Source organism: Streptomyces canus (assembly GCF_030816965.1).
Classification (GTDB): domain Bacteria; phylum Actinomycetota; class Actinomycetes; order Streptomycetales; family Streptomycetaceae; genus Streptomyces; species Streptomyces canus_E.
In genome coordinates this window covers 8,131,594-8,155,740 of sequence record NZ_JAUSYQ010000002.1, presented here as the reverse complement: position 1 = coordinate 8,155,740, position 24,147 = coordinate 8,131,594, and the positions used below count along the sequence as shown (strand labels likewise).

Annotated in this window: 24 protein-coding genes and 1 pseudogene; 8 read left to right on the top strand and 17 right to left on the bottom strand. The window is 70.3% G+C overall.

Annotated elements, in window-relative coordinates; all coding sequences use genetic code 11:
• Window positions 1-5: 5 nt before the first annotated feature.
• Together QF027_RS38410 and QF027_RS38405 are read left to right on the top strand one after the other, a co-directional pair.
• Window positions 6-1,205 carry an XdhC family protein gene (locus QF027_RS38410; RefSeq protein ID WP_307079915.1) on the top strand — a complete coding sequence of 400 codons (1,200 nt, stop codon included), beginning with the start codon at window positions 6-8 and terminating at the stop codon, window positions 1,203-1,205.
• 25 nt (window positions 1,206-1,230) lie between these two features.
• On the top strand, window positions 1,231-2,208 hold the full coding sequence (locus QF027_RS38405; RefSeq protein WP_307079913.1) for an aldo/keto reductase: 978 nt from the start codon (window positions 1,231-1,233) through the stop codon (window positions 2,206-2,208).
• A gap of 603 nt (window positions 2,209-2,811) precedes the next feature.
• Here the strand turns inward: QF027_RS38405 and QF027_RS38400 are convergent.
• The 5 genes and pseudogenes from QF027_RS38400 to QF027_RS49795 form a co-directional block, all read right to left on the bottom strand.
• A complete protein-coding gene (locus tag QF027_RS38400; protein WP_373432018.1) occupies window positions 2,812-2,985 on the bottom strand; it encodes a hypothetical protein in 174 nt (57 codons plus the stop codon).
• Window positions 2,986-3,340: 355 nt separating this feature from the next.
• Window positions 3,341-4,042 carry an HAD-IA family hydrolase gene (locus tag QF027_RS38395; RefSeq protein WP_307079911.1) on the bottom strand — a complete coding sequence of 234 codons (702 nt, stop codon included), beginning with the start codon at window positions 4,040-4,042 and terminating at the stop codon, window positions 3,341-3,343.
• Between the two features lie 99 nt (window positions 4,043-4,141).
• Entirely contained in the window at window positions 4,142-4,342 is a 201-nt protein-coding gene (locus QF027_RS38390) for a Gfo/Idh/MocA family oxidoreductase (RefSeq protein WP_307079909.1), read from the bottom strand.
• Window positions 4,339-5,388, bottom strand: a complete 1,050-nt coding sequence (locus QF027_RS38385; protein WP_307079907.1) for an NAD(P)-dependent oxidoreductase — start codon at window positions 5,386-5,388, stop codon at window positions 4,339-4,341. The genes QF027_RS38390 and QF027_RS38385 overlap by 4 nt, the downstream gene beginning before the upstream one ends.
• Before the next feature lie 349 nt (window positions 5,389-5,737).
• Window positions 5,738-6,937, bottom strand: a pseudogene (locus tag QF027_RS49795) (MFS transporter); the annotation flags it as partial.
• A gap of 40 nt (window positions 6,938-6,977) precedes the next feature.
• Here QF027_RS49795 and QF027_RS38370 point away from each other — a divergent pair.
• Window positions 6,978-7,100 (top strand): hypothetical protein, encoded by a 123-nt coding sequence (locus tag QF027_RS38370; RefSeq protein WP_307079902.1) that lies wholly within the window; start codon window positions 6,978-6,980, stop codon window positions 7,098-7,100.
• A 52-nt stretch (window positions 7,101-7,152) separates the two neighbouring features.
• On the opposite strand, the gene QF027_RS38365 is transcribed toward QF027_RS38370, so the two are convergent.
• From QF027_RS38365 to QF027_RS38355, 3 genes are all read right to left on the bottom strand, one after another.
• On the bottom strand, window positions 7,153-7,998 hold the full coding sequence (locus tag QF027_RS38365; protein WP_307079900.1) for an SDR family oxidoreductase: 846 nt from the start codon (window positions 7,996-7,998) through the stop codon (window positions 7,153-7,155).
• A gap of 86 nt (window positions 7,999-8,084) precedes the next feature.
• Window positions 8,085-8,849 carry an SDR family NAD(P)-dependent oxidoreductase gene (locus QF027_RS38360; RefSeq protein WP_142157773.1) on the bottom strand — a complete coding sequence of 255 codons (765 nt, stop codon included), beginning with the start codon at window positions 8,847-8,849 and terminating at the stop codon, window positions 8,085-8,087.
• A gap of 312 nt (window positions 8,850-9,161) precedes the next feature.
• Window positions 9,162-10,205: an NAD(P)-dependent alcohol dehydrogenase gene (locus QF027_RS38355; protein ID WP_307079898.1), complete on the bottom strand. Its 1,044-nt coding sequence runs from the start codon at window positions 10,203-10,205 to the stop codon at window positions 9,162-9,164.
• A 250-nt stretch (window positions 10,206-10,455) separates the two neighbouring features.
• Between QF027_RS38355 and QF027_RS38350 the strand changes: the two genes are divergently transcribed.
• Window positions 10,456-11,346 (top strand): helix-turn-helix transcriptional regulator, encoded by an 891-nt coding sequence (locus QF027_RS38350; RefSeq protein ID WP_307079896.1) that lies wholly within the window; start codon window positions 10,456-10,458, stop codon window positions 11,344-11,346.
• Window positions 11,347-11,388: 42 nt separating this feature from the next.
• Entirely contained in the window at window positions 11,389-11,805 is a 417-nt protein-coding gene (locus QF027_RS38345) for a (R)-mandelonitrile lyase (protein WP_307079893.1), read from the top strand.
• Between the two features lie 30 nt (window positions 11,806-11,835).
• On the opposite strand, the gene QF027_RS38340 is transcribed toward QF027_RS38345, so the two are convergent.
• From QF027_RS38340 to QF027_RS38310, 7 genes are all read right to left on the bottom strand, one after another.
• Complete coding sequence (locus tag QF027_RS38340) at window positions 11,836-12,492, bottom strand: response regulator (protein ID WP_307079891.1); 657 nt, start codon at window positions 12,490-12,492, stop codon at window positions 11,836-11,838.
• Window positions 12,489-13,790: a sensor histidine kinase gene (locus QF027_RS38335; protein WP_307079889.1), complete on the bottom strand. Its 1,302-nt coding sequence runs from the start codon at window positions 13,788-13,790 to the stop codon at window positions 12,489-12,491. The genes QF027_RS38340 and QF027_RS38335 overlap by 4 nt, the downstream gene beginning before the upstream one ends.
• Before the next feature lie 260 nt (window positions 13,791-14,050).
• A complete protein-coding gene (locus QF027_RS38330) occupies window positions 14,051-14,881 on the bottom strand; it encodes an SDR family NAD(P)-dependent oxidoreductase (RefSeq protein WP_307079887.1) in 831 nt (276 codons plus the stop codon).
• Between the two features lie 280 nt (window positions 14,882-15,161).
• Complete coding sequence (locus QF027_RS38325; protein WP_307079884.1) at window positions 15,162-16,382, bottom strand: cytochrome P450; 1,221 nt, start codon at window positions 16,380-16,382, stop codon at window positions 15,162-15,164.
• A 94-nt stretch (window positions 16,383-16,476) separates the two neighbouring features.
• Window positions 16,477-16,671, bottom strand: coding sequence for a ferredoxin (locus QF027_RS38320; protein WP_307079882.1), 195 nt, complete (start codon window positions 16,669-16,671; stop codon window positions 16,477-16,479).
• A 299-nt stretch (window positions 16,672-16,970) separates the two neighbouring features.
• Window positions 16,971-18,173 carry an NAD(P)/FAD-dependent oxidoreductase gene (locus QF027_RS38315; protein WP_307079880.1) on the bottom strand — a complete coding sequence of 401 codons (1,203 nt, stop codon included), beginning with the start codon at window positions 18,171-18,173 and terminating at the stop codon, window positions 16,971-16,973.
• Window positions 18,170-18,304 carry a hypothetical protein gene (locus QF027_RS38310; protein ID WP_307079879.1) on the bottom strand — a complete coding sequence of 45 codons (135 nt, stop codon included), beginning with the start codon at window positions 18,302-18,304 and terminating at the stop codon, window positions 18,170-18,172. Before QF027_RS38310 ends, QF027_RS38315 begins: the two co-directional genes overlap by 4 nt.
• 440 nt (window positions 18,305-18,744) lie before the next feature.
• Here QF027_RS38310 and QF027_RS38305 point away from each other — a divergent pair, with 440 nt between their 5' ends.
• From QF027_RS38305 to QF027_RS38295, 3 genes are all read left to right on the top strand, one after another.
• A complete protein-coding gene (locus QF027_RS38305) occupies window positions 18,745-19,374 on the top strand; it encodes a TetR/AcrR family transcriptional regulator (RefSeq protein ID WP_307079877.1) in 630 nt (209 codons plus the stop codon).
• A 207-nt stretch (window positions 19,375-19,581) separates the two neighbouring features.
• Window positions 19,582-20,508, top strand: a complete 927-nt coding sequence (locus QF027_RS38300; RefSeq protein ID WP_307079875.1) for an alpha/beta hydrolase — start codon at window positions 19,582-19,584, stop codon at window positions 20,506-20,508.
• A 200-nt stretch (window positions 20,509-20,708) separates the two neighbouring features.
• Window positions 20,709-22,880 carry an ABC transporter permease gene (locus tag QF027_RS38295; protein ID WP_307079872.1) on the top strand — a complete coding sequence of 724 codons (2,172 nt, stop codon included), beginning with the start codon at window positions 20,709-20,711 and terminating at the stop codon, window positions 22,878-22,880.
• A gap of 340 nt (window positions 22,881-23,220) precedes the next feature.
• Here the strand turns inward: QF027_RS38295 and QF027_RS38290 are convergent, their stop codons facing one another.
• On the bottom strand, window positions 23,221-23,946 hold the full coding sequence (locus tag QF027_RS38290) for an SDR family NAD(P)-dependent oxidoreductase (RefSeq protein ID WP_307082642.1): 726 nt from the start codon (window positions 23,944-23,946) through the stop codon (window positions 23,221-23,223).
• Entirely contained in the window at window positions 23,943-24,119 is a 177-nt protein-coding gene (locus tag QF027_RS38285; RefSeq protein WP_307079870.1) for a hypothetical protein, read from the bottom strand. The genes QF027_RS38290 and QF027_RS38285 overlap by 4 nt, the downstream gene beginning before the upstream one ends.
• Window positions 24,120-24,147 lie beyond the last annotated feature (28 nt).

The following is a 24,147-nucleotide window of genomic DNA, read 5'->3' as shown; positions in this document are numbered from 1 at the left end:
CGTCCATGCTGAACATCGCGGAAACGCTGTACGCCTGGTGCCGGGAAGCCCGTCCCTTCGCCCTCGCCACCGTCGTCGACGTCAGCGGCAGCGCACCCCTGCCACCCGGCACCGCACTCGCCGTGAGCGCCGACGGCGACGTGATCGGCAGCGTCTCCGGCGGCTGCGTGGAGGCAGCGGTCTACGAACTGTGCCGGGAGACCCTCGAACCCGCCGGCGCTCCGGTACTGACGCGCTTCGGCTACTCGGACTCCGACGCCTTCGCCGTGGGCCTGACCTGCGGGGGCGAGATCGAGATCCTGGTACAGCGGCTGGATCCCGCGGTGCAGCCCCAACTCACCGCAGCCCTCGCCGAGATGGCGGCGGATCGGCCCGCCGCGGTGGCCCAGATCGTGAACGGCCGGGAAGAACTCCTCGGCGGCACCCTTTACGTGCCTGCCGAGGGCCCGTACGACGGAACCCTGGGCGGGCAACGCGAGGACGAGGCCGTGGCTGCGCAGGCACATGCCCTGCTGCGGGCGGGCCGCACCGGCCGGATCGAGGTCGGCGGGGACGCCGACACCTGCCCCGAGCGGTTGTCCGTGCTCGTCCATACCAGTGCCCGCCCTCCCCGCATGCTGATCTTCGGTGCCGTCGACTTCGCCGACGCGCTGAGCGAGGCGGGGCGTTTTCTGGGCTACCGGGTCACGGTCTGCGACGCCCGCCCCGTCTTCGCCACCCGCGCCCGCTTCCCGCACGCTGACGAGGTCGTGACCGACTGGCCGCACCGGTACCTGGCCGCCACCGAAGTGGACGCCCGCACCGCCGTCTGCGTCCTCACCCACGACGCCAAGTTCGACATCCCCCTCCTGCGCCTCGCGCTGAGCCTGCCGGTCGGCTACATCGGGGCCATGGGCTCGCGGCGCACCCACGAACAGCGCCTGGAACTACTGCGGGAGGCCGGCGTACCGGAGGTGGACCTCGCCCGCCTCAACTCCCCGATAGGGCTCGACCTGGGCGCCCACACACCCCAGGAAACGGCCATCTCCATCACCGCCGAGATCATCGCCCACGCCAACGAGGGCACCGGCCTGCCCCTGTCCCGCCGCACCGGCCCGATCCATGCCCCAGTCTCGGCGTCGTGGAAGGGGGCACTGGCGGACCCCCCGAAAAGCAGTACCCCATACGCGGGCCCGGTGGCGGTCGACGGCTGGTTTTCTGGATGAGGAAGCCAAAGAACGGAGCAATCTGATGCAGCACGTCTCACTCGGTGGGCTGAACGTCTCCCGGATCGGCCTGGGCGCCATGGGGATGTCCGCCTTCTACTCCGGTGCGAGCACCGATGACGCCGAGTCGATCCGCGCCATCCACCGGGCACTGGACCTGGGCGTCACCCATCTCGACACCGCCGAGATCTACGGACCCTTCATCAATGAAGAACTGGTCGGCCAGGCCCTCCGCGGCCGCCGCGACCAGGTCGTCCTGGCGACGAAGTTCGGCATGTACTCGCACGCGGGCGGCGGACCGTACGTCCTCGACAGCAGCCCGGCGAACATCCGCACCGCCGTCGAAGGCTCCCTGAAGCGGCTCGACACCGACTACATCGACCTGTACTACCAGCACCGGGTCGACCCCGACACCCCGATCGAGGAGACCGTCGGCGCCCTGGCCGAGTTGGTCGCCGAGGGCAAGATCCGGCACATCGGCCTGTCCGAGGCCGGGGCCGAGACGATCCGCCGCGCCCACGCCGTCCACCCGGTCGCCGCGCTGCAGACCGAGTACTCCCTGTGGACCCGCGATGTGGAGGCCGAACTGCTGCCACTGCTGCGCGAACTCGGCATCGGCCTGGTTCCCTACTCGCCGCTCGGCCACGGCTTCCTCACTGGCGCGTTCCGCTCCACCGAGGACATCGCCGACGACGACTGGCGCAAGACCAACCCGCGCTTCACTGGTGAGAACCTCAAGCTCAACCTGCGCATCGTCGACGAGGTCCAGGCCATCGCCACCGAGGTCGACGCCACGACGGCCCAGATCGCCCTGGCCTGGCTTCTCGCGCAGGGCGACGACGTCGCCCCGATCCCAGGCACCAAGCGCGCCGCCCGCGTCGAGGAGAACACCGCCGCCGACGGCATCAAGCTCAGCACCGACCAGATCGAGCGGCTCAACAACCTCACCCCGCCGGCCGGCGCCCGCCATGACGAGGCGAACATGGCCTCCATCGAGCACTGACCGACCACACCGGGGCATCGGCGCCCGTCCAGCGCCGAACCGCCCTCAGGCTCACGCGGCTCAGGCTCTCTGAGCTCCCACTGCTGCCCCGGCACGTCCGCCGGGGCAGCAGCTCGTTTTCCACCACGGGCGCCGAGGTCGTGCGGGAGACGTCCGAGGCGAGGGTCATATAGGTGGTCAGGCCTCGTTCAGGGCCGTGGGGGCCGGCCCGACGGTGCCCGGCGGGATGCCCCGATGGCTGAGGGCGTCTTCGACGGCCTGGACGCAGGGCCAGTGCGGTATTGCCTGGGGTGGGCCGCGTAATCCTGGCGGGTCCAGCAGCACGGGTCCCCGAGCAGCGGGAGCAGGTCAGGGGTGGGGTTAGGAGGCACGGCGGAAGACGACGGCGGGGCCGATGACCTGCGGGCCGAACTTGTCACACGAATCCGGTCGACGGCGCCTTCCGCGGCAAGGCGGGCCTCGTGGGCGTCATCGAGGGACAGCTGCCGGGCCACCTGGTCGGCGTCGAGGAGGTCGTCGCCCTTCAGGATCAGACCGGTCAGGCGGCCGCGCTGCAGGCCGGCGGCGTCCATCAACTGGTAGGCGAGCTGGCGCAGGTCGTCCTCATGGGAGGAAGGGGCCAGCGGGTCCTGTCCCAGCTGCCGCCGTCGTCTTCTTCGCCGCCGTCTTCATGGCCGGCTGCTTCTTTGCGGTCTTCTTCTTCGGCAGCTCGTGGACGTCGGCGTCCTCGCCGCGGGAGGCCTTGGCCTGCTGGCCGGACTCGGTCAGTGCGGCCATGAGATCGAGGACCTTGCCCGGCTGCTCGGGCTCCGGGGCTGGCGCGGTTGAAGCAAAAGTGTTCGCCGAGACGCACGTCGCGCGGTCGCGGCGCGGGTGTTGGTCGCCGTGGTGGTGGCGGTGAGGGTGGCCCGGCCACCTACACGTTCGTCGGACCCGGAAGGGGTGGCGGGGGGCCGGGCAGTCCGGCATTGGAAACATCAGGAACCAGCCGCCGAGGAAGACGTGGTCGTCGAACGTCCTGATGGACGTCTCGTCGGCCGGACCCAGGTCCGGGTCGGCTGCGCTCCGCGTCCACCGCAGGTTGGCTTCACCCGCGCGTGGGGTGGGCGGTGACGCGAAGCTGCGGGTTTCGTCATCGGGTCTGCGCCGCCGAGTCGGCCGGAGGGGTCCGGGCGGGTGGCGGGACCGGTCGCAGGTGGTTCTCGGCCGACAGCAGCCCCTCCCCCGACCAACGCAGCGACCGCAGGTCGGCGACCACGACGTCCGCGTCCGTCACCAGTGCCCGTTCGCCGACGCCGACGACGCCGCCCACTCCGGCTCGGCGGGCGGCCTCGATGCCGGACGTGCTGTCCTCCAGGACGACGGTGTGCTCGATCGGGGTGCCCAGCGCCTTGGCGCCGGAAAGATACCCCTCGGGATGCGGCTTGCCGTCCGTGACGTCGTCCGCGGTGACCAGTACGGACGGCACCGGGAGCCCTGAGGCTTTCAGGCGGGCGGTGGCCAGTGCCCGGGTCCCGGACGTGACCACCGCCCACGTGCCCTGCGGCAGTGACGTGAGGAGGTCGGCGGCTCCGGGGACCGCCGTGACCTGGGCAGCGTCCTCCAGTTCGAAGGCGTCGATGGCGGTAAGTGCCTCGGCGCGCAAAGCCGGCGGGATCAACAGCCGCACGGTGTCGGCGGATCGGCGGCCGTGGACGACGGCGGCTACTTCGTCGGGAGCGAGGCCGTAGGCCTGGGCCCAGCGGCTCCAGGAGGCGATGACGCTCTGGTCGGAGTCGACCAGGACGCCGTCGCAGTCGAAGAGCAGGGCTCGGGCGGGGAGGGTGACGGACATGGCGGTCCTTGGGTGTGAAGGTGGTCGGGCGGGCCGGTGCGCTCCGGGAGGGCCGGGCCTGCCCGTGAGTCGGTTACGTGCGTGTGGTGCCGCCGGTGCTCAGTTCGCGTCCGCGTGGTCGAGCGCGTCGTCGAGGGATGGGTATCCACGGTCCGCGCCGAAGGCTTCAGCCGCGGACCGCCCCTTTTCTCCGTCCGGGCGCACCGCGGCCACCAGGTGCGCCCCGGCGCCTCGGGCTGCGCGGGTATGCACGACGGCCATGAAGCCGGCACCGGCCACGGCGACTCGCATGGCACTCATGCGTTCCTCGCACCCGCCGCGGTGGTGACCGGACGGCTGCGGTAGCGGTGGACGAGCTCCCGGGCCGCCACCTGCATACGCACCGGCGGCAGGCCCGCCCTGATCTGCAAGAGGTCGTCGAGGACCATCTCCCCGATCTTCTCGAAGGCCGCGGGGATACCGCCGGCCCGGTGGGCGGACAGCACGAGTCCTTCCACCGCACGCGCCGGGTGATCGGCAGTCACCGGCTCCTCGGGCCAGACGTCCACTGCCGCGAGGAAGTGGCCCTGGCTGACGAGTTCGATCAGGGCCGTGAAGTCGGCGACCGCGGCGCGGCTGACCAGGACCAGGCGGGCACCGGGGCGCAGTCGGCGCAGCCGTGCCTCGCTGAGCAGCCGCTCGCTCTCCTCGGTGATCGTGGCCAGGACGAACAGGACCTGGCTGGTCTCCAGTACCTCGTCGAGCGAGGCCGGGATCACTCCGTGCTCCTCCAGGTGGCGCTCCGGCAGCCACGGGTCGTAGACACGGATGGTGGCCCGGAACGGCACGAGCAGCTCGTGCAGCGCGCGCCCGAGGTTGCCGAAGCCGATAAGGCCGATCTCGGCGCCGCGCAGCAGGATGGAGTCGGTGTTGGACGCGAAGGTGTACCCCTCGGCGCCGGCCCGGAAGGCGCGGTCCTCGCGGGTGATGCCCCGGGCCAGGTCGAGCGCGAGGCCGAGGGAGTACTCGGCGACGGCCTGTGCGTAAGCGGGTCCGCAGCCGAGCACGTGGACACCGCGGTCGGCGCAGGCGGCGTAGTCGACGTTGGGGAAGAAGTTGCCCTCGACGTTGCACAGGGCCCGCAGGCTCACGGCACGCTCGACGCGTTCGGCGGGCAGTTCGGGCTGGCCGACCACGGCGAAGGCTCGGGGAAGCGCCAGGTCCAGCTGCCGTTCGGCGTCGGGATCGCCTTCGAGGTCGAGCACCTCGAACTCCTCGTGCAGTCGACGCAGGGTCTCCGGGGCGAAGATCCGCTCGGTGGACTGGGGCGCGGGGTAAAGGACGACCAGTTCCTTGGGATGTGTCATCGGGCGGCTTTCTGTGGGGGCGGAGATAAGGGGGCCGGGCGCGGTGCGTTCTTCGGAGCGCAGACGGAGCATGACGTTCTCGGCCTTTGTGGGCTTGGCCGGGCCAGGGTCGCGGCAGCAGAGGCATCAAGGGACTCGAACGGGGCCGACGGGCTCGAAATCTCATACTCACGGCAGTTTGCTCGCTGAGTACGAGGAACGGCACGTGCGGACCGTCAGGGGGTGTCCCGACGTTCCCTCCCGCCGCAGTGTCGCCCCGCAGCACGACCAGGACGACAGCGGTGATCAGCAGCCCAACTGCAGTCAACGCGGCCACGGCGATCACCGCCGTCCCCATGCCGGGGAGCAGTTCCCCGGCATGGGCCCCGCCCGAGCTCGACATGATGGCGGTGACGACGGCCATCATCACGGCCCCACCGACCTGGATGAAGGTGTTGAGCAGTCCTGAGGCCAACCCCTGCTCGTCATCCGAAACGCCTGCCGTCGCCTGCGAGTTGACCGCGGGAAACAACACCGCGAATCCGATCCCGAGCAGCACCATGGTCGGGAACATGAAGTTCCAGTAGCTCATGCCCGGTGACGTACGCAGGAACAACAGATAAGCCGCTCCGAACGCCAGCAGGCCCACCCCCACCAGGACCGTGGTGTTGAACCGGTCGAGGACGCGTTCGATCTTGATCGCGGAGATCACGACGATCAGCCCGACCGGCAGGAAGGCCACCGCCATGCTGATAGGGCTCCACCCGAGCGAACCCTGGACGTAGAGCGTGGCGAGGAACTGGAAGGCGGCATAGCCGCCGAACATCACGAAGCCGGCGACGTTCGCATGCACCAGCCGCGCCGAACGCAGGATGCCCAGGCGGAGGAGCGGGTGGGGGTGGCGCAGCTCGATGACGACGAACGACACCGCGAGCAGGGTTGAGATCGCGAAGAGGGCCAGTGTCTGGGCGCTGGCCCAGCCAACCTCGGGAGCCTGTACGACGGCATACACCAGGATCAGCAGGGACGCTGTGGAGCTCAGCGCGCCGAGCAGGTCGAACTGCGCGAAGCTGAACTTCTCCCGGGCCACCCTCGGCACGACCCGCATTCCGATCACGAGCAGGAGCAGCGCGACCGGGCCGGGGAAGAGCAGGGTGGCACGCCACGAGAGCTCGGTGAGGAAACCTCCGAAGACCAGCCCGAGCGAGAACCCGGAGGCTCCGCAGGCGGAGTAGATCGAGAACGCCTTGTTGCGGGCGGGACCCTCGGCGAACGTGGTGGTGATGATCGACAGGCCGGCCGGCACGGTGAACCCGGCACTCACACCCTTGACGAAGCGCAGCGCGATGATCAGCGCGTCCAACGTCGACAGGGCACTGATGACCGAGGCGACACCGAAGACGCCGACCGCCGCGAGGAACACCCGGCGGCGACCCAGGAGGTCCGAGACCCGCCCACCGAGGAGCAGGAAACCGCCGTAGCCGAGGACGTACGCGGAGACGATCCATTGGAGGATGGCCGTGTCCATGGCCAGGTCCCTGCCGATGGAGGGGAGGGCGACTCCGACCATGGATATGTCGAGGGCGTCGAGGAAGAGTGCCCCGCACAAGGTGACCAGAAGCAGCCAGGTCCGGCTGTTCCAGCCCGTCGACGCGGAGACCGTGAAACCCTCCGGGTCACTGGTCTGGGGGACTGGTGAGGTGGTGTTGGGCAAGGAAGGCAAGGGAGTCTGATGCCCTTCGGTACAGGGAGATACTGGTGGGCCCGCCCGGTGTGTGGGGTGGTTCAGGCGTTGGTGTCGTCGTGGCCGAGGTTGCCGCCCAGTGCGCGGAAGGCTTCGACCTGGGCGAGGAGTTCGCGGGCCTTGGCCGTGACGCCCTCGATGGCGTCGGCGCCGGCGACGAAGCGCACCGGCGGCTGCTCCTGCCCGACAACGGTCAGCAGGGCGCGGGCGAGCTTGACGGGATCACCCGGCTGCTGCCCGTTGATGCTCTTCCACGCCGTGACCGTGGCAGTGGTGCGCTCGGCGTAGTCGGCGATGGTCGGCTCGGGCCAAGTGGTGGAGGCATCCACCAGCAGCTCGGTACGGAAGTAACCGGGCTCTACGATCGTGGTGCGGATGTTGTACGGCGCGATGTCCTGGTGCAGGGCCTCCATCCAGCCCTCCACGGCGAACTTGGAAGCCGCGTAGGCGGCGGTGAACTCCGTGCCCACCTGACCGGCCAGCGAGGAGATCGACACGACGTGACCGTCGCGCTGAGCACGCATCACGGGCAGGACCGCACGCGTGACGTTCATCGGGCCGAACAGGTTGGTCTCGATCTGCTGGCGCATGTGCTCCGGGGAGACCTCCTCGAAGTAGCCGGCGAAGAAGTTCCCCGCATTGTTGATCAGGACGTCGATACGGCCGAACCGCTCGACCGCCGCCTGCGCGGCCGCCTGCGCCTCCTCCAGACTGGTCACATCCAGCCTCACGGTCAGCAGGTTGTCCTGCGGCCCGCCCAGCGTCTTCTCAACCTCCGCGGGGCGCCGCCCGGTGGCCACGACCTGGTGACCGGCCGCCAGAGCCTCACGGACGATGTCCGTGCCCAGACCGCGCCCGGCACCAGTGACAAAAATGACCTTGCTCATAACGATTCCTTTCCGGGGCCGATGCGGCCCGGGTGATGGGGTGTTGATGCGTTGCCCTGGCCGGGGAGGCCGCGCGATGGAGGCGCTCAGGCTTGCTCGGTGGGCATGATCCACAGCTCGCCGACGGCGGCGTGCCGGGGACGGGTGACCATGTAGGTGACACCGTCCGCGATGTCCTCGGGCGCGAGGACCTCGGTTCCATCGAAGAAGGGGTTGATCACCTCGTCGCGGATCTCGGGCTTGTTGTGCGTGCCCAGTTCGCTCTCCACGGCACCGGGCTCGACGACACCGACGCGTACGTGGCGCTGGGTGACTTCCTGGCGCAGGGACTCGGTGAAGGCGTGCACGCCGAACTTGGTGGCGTTGTAGACACCGAACCCGCTGCTCGCCACGCGACCGGCGTAGGAGCCGATGTTGACGATGTCGGCGACCTGGCGCGGCGCCTGTTCGGCAGCCTTCAGCAGATGCGGCAGGGCGGCGCGGGTGGTGTAGAGCAGACCCTGGACGTTGACCGCGATCATGCGGTCCCACTCCTCGGCGTCCGCCCCGACGACAGGCCCGACGAGCATCAGACCGGCGTTGTTGACCAGGGTGTCCAGCCGCCCGAACCGCTCGACGACCTGCCCCACAGCCACTTCTGCCTGGTGACGGTCGGTGATGTCCGCTTCCACCGCCAGCGCGGTGCCACCGGCTTTCTCGATCTCGGCAGCAAGAGCTTCCAGTCGGTCCTTGCGGCGAGCCACGAGCGCCACCGAGGCGCCCTGCTCGGCGAGCTCGCGGGCGGTGGCGGCGCCGATCCCGCTGCTCGCGCCGGTGACGAGAGCGACGGTTCCGGTCAGTTTCGTAGCCATCGGGGGTGTCCTCATCTCTAAACGTGGGGTGAAAGGGCAGACGGCGGGGCTGCGGCGGCGACAATCTCCTGCGTGCCGTTACGGCGCGTACTGCTCGAATGATCGATGCCGTGCATCAGGCCCGCTATCCAGGCAACCACCCGCCTGCCCTGCCCGGGCCCCTGTACGGGGCACGCCTCTTCCGGGGGTCTGCCAGTACCCCCCTCGCCGGTTCCGGCGAGGGGGGCGCCGTACGGACCCCATCGACCGCCGTGGCCAGGCGCCGGGCGCCGCCGACGACCAGGTCCAAGCGGCCACGGCCTGAGGGTCGGCTCAAGCGAGCGTGGCGGTGTCGATCACGAAGCGGTAGCGCACGTCCGAGGCGAGGACGCGCTCGTAGGCGTCGTTGATCTTCGAGGCGGGGATGACCTCGATTTCGGCACCGAGGCCGTGCTCGCCACAGAAGTCGAGCATCTCCTGAGTTTCGCGGATGCCTCCGATCGCCGAGCCGGCGTAGGAGCGTCGGCCGAGGATCAACGAGAAGGCGTTGACCGACAGCGGCTCCGCCGGGGCGCCGACGTTGACCATCGTGCCGTCGATGGCCAGCAGCGAGAGATAAGCGCTGACGTCGAGCGGCGCGCTGACGGTATTGACGATCAGGTCGAAGGTGCCGGCCAGCTTCTCGAAGGTGTCCGGGTCGCTGGTGGCGTGGTAGGCGTCCGCGCCGAGGCGCAGTCCGTCGTCGATCTTCTTCAGTGACTGGGACAGGACGGTGACCTCCGCACCCATGGCGTGGGCGAGCTTGACGGCCATGTGGCCGAGTCCGCCCAGGCCGACGACGGCGACCTTCCGGCCCGGCCCGGCACCCCAGTGACGCAGCGGGGAGTAGGTGGTGATGCCTGCGCACAGCAGTGGCGCGGCCTCGTCCAGGCCCAGGGTCTGGGGAATCCTGACCACGAAGTCCTCGGTGACCACGACGTGGGTCGAGTAGCCGCCCTGGGTGATCGTGCCGTCCCGGTCGACGGAGCCGTAGGTGAGGATGTTGCCGCGCAGGCAGTACTGCTCTTCGCCCTTGAGGCAGCTCGTGCAATCACCGCAGGAGCCGACCATGCAGCCGACGCCCACCCGGTCGCCGACGGCGTGACGGGTGACCGCGGGGCCGATCTCGGTGACGATACCGGCGATCTCGTGACCGGGGACCAGCGGATACGGGACCTCGCCCCACTCGCTGCGGACGTGGTGGATGTCGGAGTGGCAGATCCCGGCGTACTTGACCTCGATCAGGACATCGTGCGGACCCAGGTCGCGGCGCTGGATCGTGGTGGGGACGAGCGGCGCGGTCGCGGAGACCGCGGCATAGGCGTTGACGGTGAGCACAGGTTCTCCTGGTCTGGCGTGTGCGGTTCCCACGGCGGTCACACCGCGGGGGCCTGACGGACGGCCGGTCGAGGTTCCCCGCGGACGGGGCGTCACATCAGGTCTTGCGGGCCGGCGTAGCGGGCCCGATATCCACGCAACCACGCGGCGGCCCCCGCCCGAGCCCCCGTAGGGGGCACTGCTCACAGGGGGGTCCGGCAGTGCCCCTTTCCAGCACCTGACGCGTCCGGAATCGCCGTACGGTGGACCCATGGACCGCAGCAGCGAGATCCGTGAGTTCCTGCGCACCCGCCGGGCTCGGATCACCCCCGAACAGGCCGGTCTCGCCCCGCACGGCGGCGCCCGCCGCGTGCAGGGCCTGCGCCGCGAAGAAGTCGCCCAGCTCGCCGGGGTCAGCGTCGACTACTACGTCCGCCTTGAGCGCGGCCGCACCCAGGGCGTCTCCGAGGCCGTCCTGGACGCCGTCGCCCGCGCCCTGCACCTCGACGACACCGAACGCGCCCATCTCTTCGACCTCACCCAGCCCAAGGCCACCACCCGGACCCGCCGCAAGCGGCATCTCGCTCCCCAAAGGGTCCACCCGGTGCTGTACCGGACTCTGGACTCCCTCAGCGTCCCCGCGATGGTCATGGGCAGACGCATGGACGTCCTGGCCGCCAACCTGCTCGCGTCCGCTCTCTACATCGACTTCCAGGACCGTCCCCACCGGGAGCGCAACTTTGCCCGTTACGTCTTCCTGGACGAGTCCGCCCGCACGCTCTACCACGACTGGGAGAAGGCCGCCGCCGACTGCGTAGCCACGCTCCACGTCTACGCCGGACGCCACCCCGACGACCCGCAACTCACCGAACTCATAGGGGAGTTGTCGGTGCTCAGTGACACCTTCCGCCGCCTGTGGGCCGACCACGACGTCCTCGTCCACACCACGGGCAGCAAGCGCCTGAACCACCCGCTCGTCGGCGACCTCAGCCTCGACTACCTGGGCCTGGCCGTCGAGGGCGACCCCGACCAGTCCCTGATCATCCTGACCCCCGAACCCGCGTCCCCCTCTGCCGAAGCCCTCAACATCCTCGCCAGCTGGACCAGCACGTCCACCACCCGCCCTCAGACCTCCGGGCAGACACACAACCCAGCCGGCTGACACCCACGGCCATACCCCAGCGCCTTCGCCAGGAGAAGCACCATGGAATTCGCCAAGCAGCAGCCCACCGTCAAGGCACCCGCCGACTGGTTCACGGGTGACGTGTGGTTCGACGTGATCCACGCCGGCCAGGAGCCGTCCCGGATGCGCGCCAACCTGGTGCGCTTCTCGCCCGGCGCGCGCACGCACTGGCACTCTCACGCCCTGGGTCAGGCCCTGTACGTCGTCTCCGGCACAGCCCTGATCGGTACCCGCGACGGCACGGTCTTCGAGGCTCACCCGGGCGAGACCGTCACCTGTCCGCCCGGCGAGGAGCACTGGCACGGCGCCGTGTCCGACCGTTTTATGGAGCACATCGCCCTCTGGGAGGGCCTCGGCGACGGCACCCCGGAGACCGAGTGGCGGGAGCCGGTCACCGACGAGCAGTACAACGGGCCGCGCACCACCAGCCGGGCCTGAACCGGCAACCGCCCTGTGAGGGGGCCGGGTTCATGCCGGCCGGACCAGTCCCACGTCGTAGGCGAAGACCACGGCCTGGACGCGGTCGCGGGCACCGGTCTTGGCGAGGACGCGGCCGACGTGGGACTTGACGGTGGTTTCGGCGACGTGGAGGTGCGCGGCGATCTCGGCGTTGCTGTAGCCGCAGGCGATGGCGTTGAGGACCTCGCGTTCGCGGTCGGTGAGGGAGGCGAGCCGACGTTCCTGATCGCGACTGCGGTGGCTGATCTTCTGGCTGAAGACGTCGATGAGTTTCCGCGTGAGGCCGGGCGCGATGACGGCGTCTCCGGCAGCCACCGCGCGGATGGCGGCGACGAGTTCACCGGGCTTGACGTCCTTCAGGAGGAACCCGCTGGCGCCCGCACGCAGGGCCGCGTAGGCGTCTTCGTCGAGGTCGAAGGTGGTCAGGACCAGGACGTGGGAGCGGCTGCCGGAGGTGACGATGCAGCGGGTGGCCTCGATGCCGTCCATGCCGGGCATGCGGATGTCCATGATGACGACGTCGGGGCGGAGTTCAGCGGCCAGCTTGACCGCTTCGGCTCCGTTGGCGGCCTCGCCGACCACGGTCAGGTCGGGGTGCTGTTCGAGGAGCATGGCGAAGCCGAATCGGTGCAGGGCCTGGTCGTCGACGACGAGGACGGTGGTCATGACGGGCAGCTTCTCGTGAACGGTGCTGGGGCGGTGAGGACGGCTCCATGCTCGTGGGCGTCCTTTCGCTGCGGGCGAGTCCGGCGGCTTGGCGGAGGTGTCGGGGGCGTGAAGGGTGCCGCGGTGGGGATGAGGAGGGCGCGGACGGTCCAGCCGCCACGGGTGTTGGGGCCGGCGGTGATGCTGCCCTGGTAGAGGGCGGCACGCTGGCGCATGCCGACCAGACCCTGGCCTCCGCCATCGCTCCGGTCGGCCCGATGTCGGAGGCGATGGGGGCCGGTGTCCTCGATGGTGACGTGGACCAGGTCGTGGCCCACGCAGACGGCGACCTGGACCGTCGGGGCGGGTGCGGCGTGCTTGAGGGTGTTGGTGAGAGCCTCTTGCACGATGCGGTAGACGACCAGTTGGAGTCCCGGGGCGAGTCCTTCCAGGTCGCCCTCGGTGTGCAGGGTGGCGCTGGGGCCCGCGGACCTGACCCGTTCCAGCAGGGCGTCAAGGTCTGCCAGACCCGGCTGGGGGGCGAGCGGGGGGACGGGCCCGGGTTCGCCGGGCTCGTCGTGGATGACGGTGAGGAGGCGGCGGAGGTCGCCCAGGGCGCCGCGCCCGCTGTCGGCGATGAGCCGCAGGGTGTCGGCGCCGCGTCTGGGTTCGTTCTCGGTGAGTCCGGCGGCGCCGCCCGCCAGGCCGACAACGACGGAGAGGGTGTGGCCGAGGATGTCGTGCATCTCGCGGGCGATGCGGGCGCGTTCGGCGGCTGCGGCGAGGCGGGCGCGCTGGTCGCGTTCCACTTCCAGGCGCACGGCACGGTCCTGCAGGGCCGTGATGTAGGAGTTCACGAGTCGGCTGATGACACCCAGTCCGGCTATCGCCACGACGTCGAGCAGCGTGATCAGGATCAGCGCGGGGGCCTGCAGGAAGTGGTCGATCTGCCCGTCGTCCGAGTAGACCACGTACGCCGCGATCCCTTGCGCGAGGCCGACGGCCAGGGCAACGACCAGTTGGCGGGCGGTTCCACGGCGGCCCACGTTGAGCAGGGCCACCAGGCGCCCGGCGTCCGCGGCCGTCAGGATTCCCAGGGGGAGTGCCGCCACGGCGGTGGCGGCGGTGATGGCGTAGACCGTCATGGGGTGCTGCCTGCGCCAGAGCAGCGGGATGGTGAGCCCGGCGATCAGCGCCAGGACCGCCGGGACGCCGGGTCCGTCGGCCGCGTCCAGGAGGGAGGGCAGGCCGAACGCGGTGCACAGGGCCGGCACGCCCCAGCGTGTGACCTGCGGATGGGCCTTTTCCGCACGATTCATCGACGCCAGCCAGCACAGCAGAGGGCGGAACGTGCGGTGTTCCGGACCACTCAGCAGGGTCCGTGGATCTACGGGATGAGCCGTCGGTGCTGGTGCGGTCACTGTCGTACATCCTTCATGGTGTGAGCGGGCCTTCCAGCGGTCCTGGCGGTGACGGCCGAGGGCAGGATTTGGAGACCGGCCGGGGCGGTTTCCCGCCCGCGCGGCCAGCGGCCCGAACCCGCGCCCGGGGTGTCGGCCGGAGCGGGGGGGGCGGCTCGTCAGACGGCGGACCAGCCGTCGTCGACGGGCAGGACAGCGCCGTTGATCATCTCGGCGGCATCGGAGGCGAGGAAGACGATGGCGGCGGCCTGCTCCTCGGGGGTGGACCGTCGGCCGGGGTTGGTGCGGAGGAAGTCGCGCATGACGGTCGGCCCGTGCGGGGCCGGCCCGCCGTCGGGCTGGGCCTCGCCCAGCATGGTGTTCACGAGGGCCGTGATCTTGGCGGGTTCCAGGGAGTTGGTGAGGTTGTTGGTCTGTGTCCCGCCAGGGGCGATGGCGTTGGTGCGGATGCCCTGCCCCCGGTACATCACGGCGAGGCTCTTGACCAGGCCCACGACGCCGTGCTTGGAGGCGGTGTAGGCGGTACCGGACGCGCTGCCGCGGAACCCGGCCTCGGACGCGGTGAAGACGATCGCGCCGTGGCCCGCTTCAAGCATGTGCGGCAACGCGGCCCGGGTCAGCAGGAAGGGCGCCGTCAGGTTGATCCGTATGACGCGTTCCCACTCGGCGTCCTCGACGTCGGCCAGAGCCGACATGCTGTCTGTGATGCCTGCGTTGTTCACCAGGACGTCCAGGCTGCCGAAGGTCCGGATGGCGGTGGCCACGACCTCGTCCACCACCTGCGGGTCGCTGAGGTCGCCGGCGACTGCGACGGCGGTGCTACCCGCCGCCTCGATCGCCTTGGCGGTCTCCTCGGCGCCGTCCTTGTTCAGGTCCGCGACCAGGACCTTGGCTCCCTCCTTGGCGAACATCAGGGCCGCGGCCCTGCCGATGCCCGAGGCCGCCCCGGTGACGATGACGCTGCGCCCTTCAAATCCCGTGCCGCTCATGGGTATTCCTCTTCTCTATGCGCGTTTCACGCCTCTGTGCGTGCGGTCTGATCCCGCCTGATGGTCGGCGGTGGTCCTCGCGTTGCGGACCGGTGTCCGCGAGCCCGGCGGCGGTGGGACATCCGCCGCCGGGCCCGGGATGCGCGCCGTACCCCCTGTCCCCACGGAGCACGGCGCGGTGGGGCCGCCGCCGCTCAGGACGGCCCCGTTCGGTGTGCCCGGGCTCAGTGAGCCGGGGCCTGTGGTGGCTGACCGCGCAGGGCGCTGTCCGCCTCGCCGGTCACCAGGCGACCGGCAGTTCGCGGACGCCGTAGACGGCCATGTCGTGCCGGAGCCGCAACTCCTCCAGCGGCACCGCCAGCCGCAGCCCGGGCAGCCTGCGCAGCAGGGTGGGCAGCGCCACCTGCAGCTCCATCCGCGCCAGGGACTGGCCCAGGCACTGGTGGGTGCCGTAGCCGAAGGCGACGTGGCCGCGGGAGTTGCGGTCGACGTCCAGGGCATCGGGCCGGTCGAGGAAGGCCCTGTCGCGGTTGCCGGCGGGCAGGTTGACGGTCACTCCCTCACCGGCCCGGATGAGCTGTCCGCCGAGGGTGAGGTCCTCGGTGGCGACGCGCCAGACGTGGTCCTGGGGGACCGTCAGGTAGCGCAGCAGTTCCTCGATCGCGTTCGCGACCACGGCCGGATCGTCGGTGTCGCGGATGCGGGCCGCCTGGTCGGGGTGGACCAGCAGGGCCAGGGTGCTCAGGGCGGTCATGTTGGCCGTGGTCTCGTGGCCGGCGATCAGCAGCATGAGGCCGTCCATCGCCACGTCTTCACGGGTGAGTTCGCCGGTGGCGACCCGCTCGCCGATCAGACGGCTGATGAGGTCGTCGCCCTGCTCGCGCTCCTTGCGCCCCACCAGCTCCAGCAGGTAGCCGAAGAGGGCGCCGCTGGCCACCCGCCTGCCCTGCTCCGTGGTGTTCGCGTCGGTCAGGGTGTTGCTGTGCTGCTGGAAGAACTCGTGGTCGGAGTAGGGCACTCCGAGCAACAGGGAGATCACCAGGGACGGGATGGGCAGCGCGTAGTCCCGGACCAGGTCCGCCGGCTGCCCCTTGGCGATCATCTGGTCGAGGAAGTCGTCCGCCATCTTCTGGACGTCCGGGCGCATCCGCTCCACCCGTTTGATCGTCAATTCCCCGGTGAGCATCATCCGCAGCCGGGCGTGCTCGGGGTCGTCCATGCGCTGGAAACTCTGGGGCAGGTCACCGGCCTTCCCGGAAGAAGCCGGGTAGCCGGGACGCCGGTCGTCCGAGCTGAGGCGCGGGTCGCTCAGAGCCGCGCGGATGTCCGCATACCGGCTCACCACCCACAGCGGCTCGCCGTGCGACACCGCCCGCTGGAGCCCTTCGGCCGCACGCCAGTCGGCGTACTCCTGGGGCGGGTCGAAGGGGCAGCGCGCGTCACGCTTGCCGGGGAAGGCGGGTAGGCCGGTCGGGTCGTTCGTGGGGGTTGATGTACTCATGGCTACTCCTGTGGGGGGACTGCTGTGGGGGTATCGGCACCACACACGGCTGGCGGTGCCCGGCGAGGTGTCGGCGGGCGACGGTCGGCAGGCGTCACTCCGCCAGGTGGATGGCGGCGGCCGGGCAGACCATGGCCGACTCGCGGACCGCCTCGTGCACCTCCGGCGCGGGCGTCTCGTCCAGCAGTACGACCATGCCGTCCTCGTCGCGCTGGTCGAACACCTCGGGCGCGATCATCACGCACTGCCCGGAGGCGACACACTTGGGAACGTCTACTTCAACCTTCATGGCATCTCCATTCGTTGGACTGCCTCCCGCCCCGACCGGGCGGGCGGCTCTGGTCAGAAACCGGTCAGGGCCTGCGGTCGGCCGGTTCGTGTCACCAGGCGGCCGGCAGCTCGTGCAGGCCGTAGGTGACCGAGTCATGCCGCAACCGCAGTTCCGCCGGCGGCACCGCCGGCCGCAGCCCGGGCAGCCTGCGCAGGGGGCGGGAAGGGCCACCTGGGGTTCGACGCGGGCCAGGGCCGGCCCAGGCACTGGTGGATGCCGTAGCAGAAGGCGACGTCGCTGAGTCGTTGAGGTCGCGGTCAGGCGGCGGCTGCGTCACTGGCGGCCGACTCCCATGCGGTGCCGGCCGCGACGAGGGCCCGCAGGGCTCGGACGGTCTTCGGCGGCAGGCCCACGGCGAGTACGCCGGCCAGCCGGTCCCCTGCCCGGTAGGCGACGAGGAGCCGTAGCCGCGCCGGGTCGTGTTCCATGACCAGCGCTTCGTCGTGGCCGCGGAGGTATCCGTACGCCTGGATCCTCATCGTGTACTGGTCGGACCAGAAGTACGGCACCGGCGCGAACGGCCGCCGCGCGACCGGGTTCAGCAGGTTGCGGGCGACGGCCATGCCCTGCTCGGCGGCGTTGGTGCGGTGCTCGATGCGCATCGCCGTACCGAAGAGCGGGTTGTGCCAGCGCGCCACGTCCCCGACCCCGTACACGCCGGGTGCGGCCGCGCTGAACTCGTCGCAGACCAGTCCGTTGTCCACGGTGAGCCCACTGCCGGCCAGCCACTCGGTGTTGGGCAGGGAGCCGATGGCGACCAGTACGTCGTCCGCCGGGAGGACGGTTCCGTCGACCAGCCCGACGCCACGGACCTCGCCGTCGGCCCCGAGGATTCCGGCGACCTGGGCTCTGGTGTGCAGCCGGACCCCGTGGTCACGGTGGATCTGGGCCAGGAACTGACCGGCCTGTTCACCGACGGCCTGCGCCAGAGGAAGGGCAGCCGCCTCCAGGAGCGTGACCTCCACCCCGAGCCTTCGGGCCACGGCGGCCGCCTCGGCACCGATGAACCCGGCGCCGACGATCACCAGTCTCCGCCCGGGCCACAGCCGCGCCTTCAACGCCAGAGCGTCCTCCAGGGTGCGCAGCGTGTGCACTCCGGCCAGCCCTTCGGTTCCGGGCAGGCCGCGGGGACGGACTCCGGTCGCGATGACCAGGGCGTCGTACGACACGCGGGTGCCGTCGGCCAGATCCACGGTCCGCCTCGCCGTGTCCAGCCCGGTCGCGGTCATGCCCAGACGTAGGTCCAGCCCCAGCGCGTCGATGTCCTCCGGCCGACGCAGTGGCAGCCGGTCCGGCTGCCACTCCCCCGTCAGGATCTGCTTCGACAACGGCGGGCGATCGTACGGCAGATGCTTCTCGCCGCCGACGAGTGTGAGCCCACACTCGTACCCCAGCCTGCGCAGCGCCTCCGCAGTGGCCAGCCCGCCCGCCGACGCGCCGACAATGACGACCCGGTTCACGACTCCGCCAGGTGGACGGCGGCGGCCGGGCAGACCATGGCCGACTCTCGGACCGCGTCGTGCAGGTGGGGCGCGATCAGCACGTACTGCCCGGAGGCAACCCACTTGGGAACATCGACCTTCTCTTTCATCTGGATCTCCTTCGTTGAATCGCCGTTCGCGTCCGGATCGCCCAGGTGCGGTGGACACCGGTTCAGGAAGTCGCCGGCCGCGACCACTACTTACGGCTTCGTGACCTCGCACCGCTCCGGCCGAGATGGGCACGGCCCGCGCCGGGCCGACAGTGGCCCTGTGCGTTCCCGAAGAAGCGCGCTGTGGCCGCAGCGCGTCGCAGACCATGACCGCGCGTCGAAATACGGCACCGTGGGGCGCGCACGGTGAGCTGCCCCAAAGGGGGGTCGGCGACCGGCTTGCCATGGCGATGACCATCGGCGGCATGGGCGTTCGAACAGCCGTGACTGGCGTTTGGTGGAGTGCCAGGCTCATAACGAGCTGCCGCCGCGGCCCACACTAGACACGTTCACCCGATCTTGCCAAGAAGGAAAACTTGCCAAGCTGGAAAAAATCCTGGATGGTGGTCGGCATGACGAAAGAGCCGAGCCTGCGCGAACGGAAGAAGCTGGCGACCCGGGCGGCATTGAGTCGTGCGGCCTGGTCCCTGATGGTCGAGCGGGGACTCGACGCGGCCACCCCGGAGGCGATCGCTGCGGCAGTGGATGTGTCGCCGCGCACGTTTCGCAACTACTTCGCCAGTCGCGAGGAGGCGATTCTCGACGGCCTGGTACGGAGCGGCACTTCCCTGCTCGACGCCATGCGCGCCAGGCCCGTGGAGGAGCCGCCGTGGGACTCCCTGACACAGGTGCTTCCGTCCTTCGCCGCGCAATACGCCGGTCAACGGGACAACATCGCGGTGCTGATGCGCGTGGTCGGCGAGCAACCGTCGATGCGGGCACAGCACCTGGTCACGTACGAGCAGGCCGATCAGCAGCTCGCGGAACTCTTCGCCGAACGCACCGGCACCGACGCCGAGCGGGACTTGACTCCCCGCCTGCTGGCCGCCGCGGCAGCTGCCGTGCTGCGGACGTCCATGGAGATGTGGGCACAAGGCCACACCGACGTCGCGCTGCCCGATCTTGTCCGAGAGGGCCTTCTGCACGTGCGCGCCGGCCTTCCCACCGGTGCCGCCGTGGCGGCTTCCTAGCCATCCCCACCTGTGTCGCTGTCCACGCGCCGGGGGACGCGTGATCTCGCAAACCCTTGATGAGGAGGAGCGCCTCATGGTCTCGATTCCATGCGCGCTGAACCGATCCGCATTCCGTCGGCAACGGCTTGCCACCGCACCGGCCGGGCGCCACCGCGCCAACGCACACCGGTCTGCCGGTGCGGCAGAAGAGAGCCCGAGAAGTCGATGAACGACATCCATCCCGATCTCGCGCGGGGCCGCTTCATCCCCAAGATGTCCTACGGACCCCTGTCGTCACGCATCATGCGCAGCTTGAAGGCGCGCCCGGTCGCCCCCGGCCCGGACATCACTGTCCAGGAAGTGGTCGTGCCCGGCCCCGAGGGGGTGCCGGATGTCTCTCTGCGCGTCTTCCAGCCGGCCGGCCTGAAGACCACGGCGCCGGCCCTGCTGTGGGTACACGGAGGCGGCCTCATCTTCGGAGCCCCGCAGAACGACGACCGCACGAGCATCGCCTTCGCCCGTGAACTCGGCATCACCGTCGCCGCGGTTCGCTACCGGCTGGCGTCGCACAGTCCCGCACCCGCCGCGGTGGAGGACGCCTACGCCGCGCTGCGTGGCCTGGTCGCGCAGGCGCGCCACCTCCACATCGACATCGACCGCATCGCGATCGGCGGTGCCAGCGCGGGCGGCGGCATCGCCGCGGCCCTCGCGCTGCTCGCCCATGACCGTGCCGAGATCCGTCCGGTGTTCCAACTGCTGGTCTACCCGATGCTGGACGACCGCACGACAACGCGAACCGACCTGGACGCCCTCGACGTGCGCCTGTGGACGGCCAAGAGCAACAGGTACGGCTGGTCGTCCTACCTCGGCGACTCCGTCGCGGGCCCGGACGTCTCCCCGTACGCGGCCGCAGCCCGCCGCGAGGACCTCACCGGGCTCCCCCCGGCCTGGATCGGAGTGGGCACCCTCGACCTTTTCCACGACGAGGACGTCGAGTACGCGCGCCGACTGGACGACAGCAAAGTCCCCTGCGAACTCCACATTGTTCCGGGCGCGTTCCACGGGTTCGACGCGGTGTTCCCCAAGGCCGACGTTTCCCAGCAGTTCTGGCGCCAGCAGGCGCGGGCGCTGGATGCCGCGCTGTACGGCTGACACACACCGGCGCGCCACTCCGCGCCACCTACGGGACGGTCCCCTCGGCCAGCACCCGCATCGCTATCGAAGTCCTTCAGATCCCCGACGACTGCACCTGCGCCAGAGCGCTGCCACTTTCGGGCTGAACACCACACCTTTGCACAGCGCGGAGAAGGCGCCTGCGCCGTGCGCCCCAGCACATCCACCAGGAGCACATCATGGAAACACCGACCCCCGTCCGCGATGCCGGCGGGCGCGAGCCGGGTTCGCCCGAGGCGGGTACATCCGACGCGGACAGGAAGATGAAGATCGTCAAGTACGTCTTCCTCTTCGTCATGCCCTTCCTCATGGTCACGATGATGTACGCGACGTACATGGGCACCATGCACTCGCCGCAGACCCGGGACATGCCGGTCGCCGTCGTCGGCTCGGGGGCCGTGGCCCAGTCCGTCGTCGACGAGTTGGAGACCGCCAAGGACGGCGCCGCCGAACCCCGGCTGGTCGCCGACCGCACGGAGGCACTCGACCAGCTCAAGGACCGTGACGTCGCCGGCGTCCTGCAGCTCCCCGCGGACGGCGCCACCGAGGCGACTCTCTACACGGCCCAGGGAGCCGGCGCCTCACAGGCATCAACGGTCAAGCAGCTCCTCGCCCCGGTGGCAGCGGGTCACGACTGGACGACCAAGACCGAGGACATCGCGCCCCTGCCCGCCGGTGACAGCGCGGGCATCGCGGTGCTGTTCGCCGCGATCGGCATGATGATGGTCGGGTACTCGCCGCTGAGCGGCATGATCGCGGCGGTGCCCCATCTGCTCGCCGTGCGCAGGTTCCTGCCGACACTGGCCGGCTGGGCGGTGGCGACCAGCTCGCTGATCTGGCTGATCCTGGGGCCGATCGTGGGCGCCATCGACGGCCACTACCTGGAGTTCGTCGGAGTCGGCCTGCTCGCGACCGGCGCGGTGGCCCTCAGCCAGCTGCTGTTCGTGAAACTCATGGGCGGGCTGGCGGTGCTGCCCGGCATGCTGCTGTGGATGGTCTTCGGGGTGCCCTCGTCCAACCTCGCCATGCCGATCCACTCGATGCCCGGCTTCTTCGGCTTCTTGCACAACGTGCTGCCCATGCCGGCCGCGGGCGAGGCGCTGCGCTCCATCGTCTACTTCGACGGCCGCGGCGTCGGCACCCACCTGCTCACCCTCGCCGTCTGGCTCGTAGCCGCCCTCGCGCTCGCCCTGCTGGTGGAGCGCCGCAAGGGGCTCACCATTCCGAACACCGAGGCGACCGAGGACCCGCACTTCCCCCGGCCCGCGATGGCCGGTGGACCGGTGCGCTCCAAGCGGCTCCGGTACTTCGCGGTGGCCGCCTTCCCGCTGACCATCCTCACCGCCGTCATCGGCCTGATGAGCGCCTCCCTGCACGAGCCGCAGGTCCGCGACATGCCCGTCGTGGTCGTCGGCGGCTCACAGGAACAGGCCACGCAGGCGGCCCGCGGTCTGCAGGACGGCCTGGGCGACCTGCTTTCCCTGACCACCAGCACCTCCCTCGACGCGGCGACGGACCAGATCCGCGAGGGCAAGACCGTCGGCGTGTACGTCCTGCCCACCTCAAGGGGCGGCGAGGCCACGCTGTACACCTCCTCGGCCGCGGGCGTGAGCCAGCACAACGCGCTGCAGTCGATGTTCCAGCAGATCTCGGCGAGCCAGAAAGCCCCGCTGGAACTGACCGACGTCCAGCCGCTGAACGGCTCCGACTCCAACGGCAGCAACAGCATGTACGCGGCCATGGCCTGGATCATGGCCGGCTTCCTGATCATGGCGGTGCTGCGCGGCGGCGCGCCCGAGATCGACCGGCTGCGACAGCTGCTGCCGATGCTGGCCGGATGGGCGGTCGGCATGGCCGTATGGCTGTGGTTCCTCTTCGACGTCCTGATCGGCGCGATCAACGGCCACGCCTGGGCGATGATCGGCTTCGGAGCACTGACGATCTTCTGCATCTCGATGTTCACCGGAGTCTTCACCCGCACCCTCGGCATCGCCGGCATCATCCCCGTGCTGGTGATCGCGATATTGGTCGGGGTCCCCGCCTCCGGCGGAGGTATCTCGCTCTACATGGTCCCCGGACTCTTCCGCGACCTGAACGACGTCCTGCCCCTGCCGGCCGCGGTCGACATCGTCCGCGCCACGGTCTACTTCGACCACTCCGGTGTCGCCGGCCACCTCGCGACCATCGCCGCCTGGGGCGCCGTGTGCCTGCTGCTGCACGTGCTGATCGACCGGGGCATCGCCCGCCGTAACCGCACGGACGGTGCGGACGGCGGCCCCGACACTCCCCAGGGCGGTCAGGAGGCCGAGAGGCCCGCCCCCGAGCCGCTCGACCGGACCGGCATCGCCTGAGGCACCCTGCGCGCTGTCGCCCCGGGTAGCAGGCGGACCACGCGCCGACGTTCCTGACCGGGGTCCCCGTCCGACGGGACAGGGACCCCACACGATGCGCCGATGCAGCAGAAGCGGCTCCGGTGCAGGTGCACCGGGCCCGCCAGGAGGTCAACGCGGGAGCGGGCTGGTGGCCGAGGCGACGGCCCGTGCCGCCGCGACCTGTCGGACACAGAACAGCCCTGACCGCCGACCTCACCCTCCCGAGCGCAGGAAGCCTCCCGGCAGATGCCGGGAGGCTTCCTCTCGGGCCCGTCACTCTCGTTGTGCCTGAGATCGTCGATCGGCCGTCCTCCACCGCTCAGAGCACGGTGCCCACCTCCTCGCTCAACGTCCGCAGGAGGTTGTCCTGGAACGCCTCGTCGTGCACTGCGCGGTGCGGCTGCTGCCGCCGGCGGTGATACCAGTAGCCGCCGGTCGTCAGGGCCTGCGGTTCGTCGCTCGACGCAAGCCACTCTTGCGTTTGACGACCGAGCTCCAGATCATCCGGTGCGTTCGGTCCGCCCATCTTCGTCGGCACCCAGCCCGGATCCACGGCGTTGCTCAGCACTCCTGGGCGCAGACGGGCCACCGCGGCCGCAAGCGTCGTGACGAACAGCTTGCTGTCGGAGTACGAGCCCGCGCTCTCGCCCCGCCAGTCGACGCCGGCGAGCGTGGGGCGCCCACCGAAATGCGAGCCGCTGCTCAGGTACACCAGCCGACGCGGCCCGCGGAGCAGGGCCGTGAGCAGGTACGGCGCGATGATGTTGACCGGCATGACCGCCGGTCCGCTCCACACGCCGGCGTTGTGGATGACCGCGTCGAGGGGCTTGGCGTCATTCAGTTCGGCGGCGATACGCCGCACGGCGTCACGGTCGGTGAAGTCGCCCACCACAAGGTGCGCCCCACGGGCGACCAGCGCGTCGAGGCCCACCGCGCGCTCCCGGTTCCGGGCGTGCACCACCACCTCGTGGCCCGCGGACAACAGTGAAGCCGCCGCAGCGCGTCCGAGGCCGTTCGCGGAACCGGTCACCAGGATGCGACTCACCATCGCACCGCCTCTCGGACGCGCGAGATCCGGGCGGGCGCCACGACGGGGAGCGTGAGCGCCGCGCGCACTGTCGCCCGCGGCACGGTCACGCCGAGGGGCGCTTGAACGGCCGGTTTGTCCCGCTCGTCGGCGCGGACGTTGTCGGCAGCGTGCATGTCCGCTCTTCGCATGGGGGTGTCTCCTTGCTTTCATGGGGCC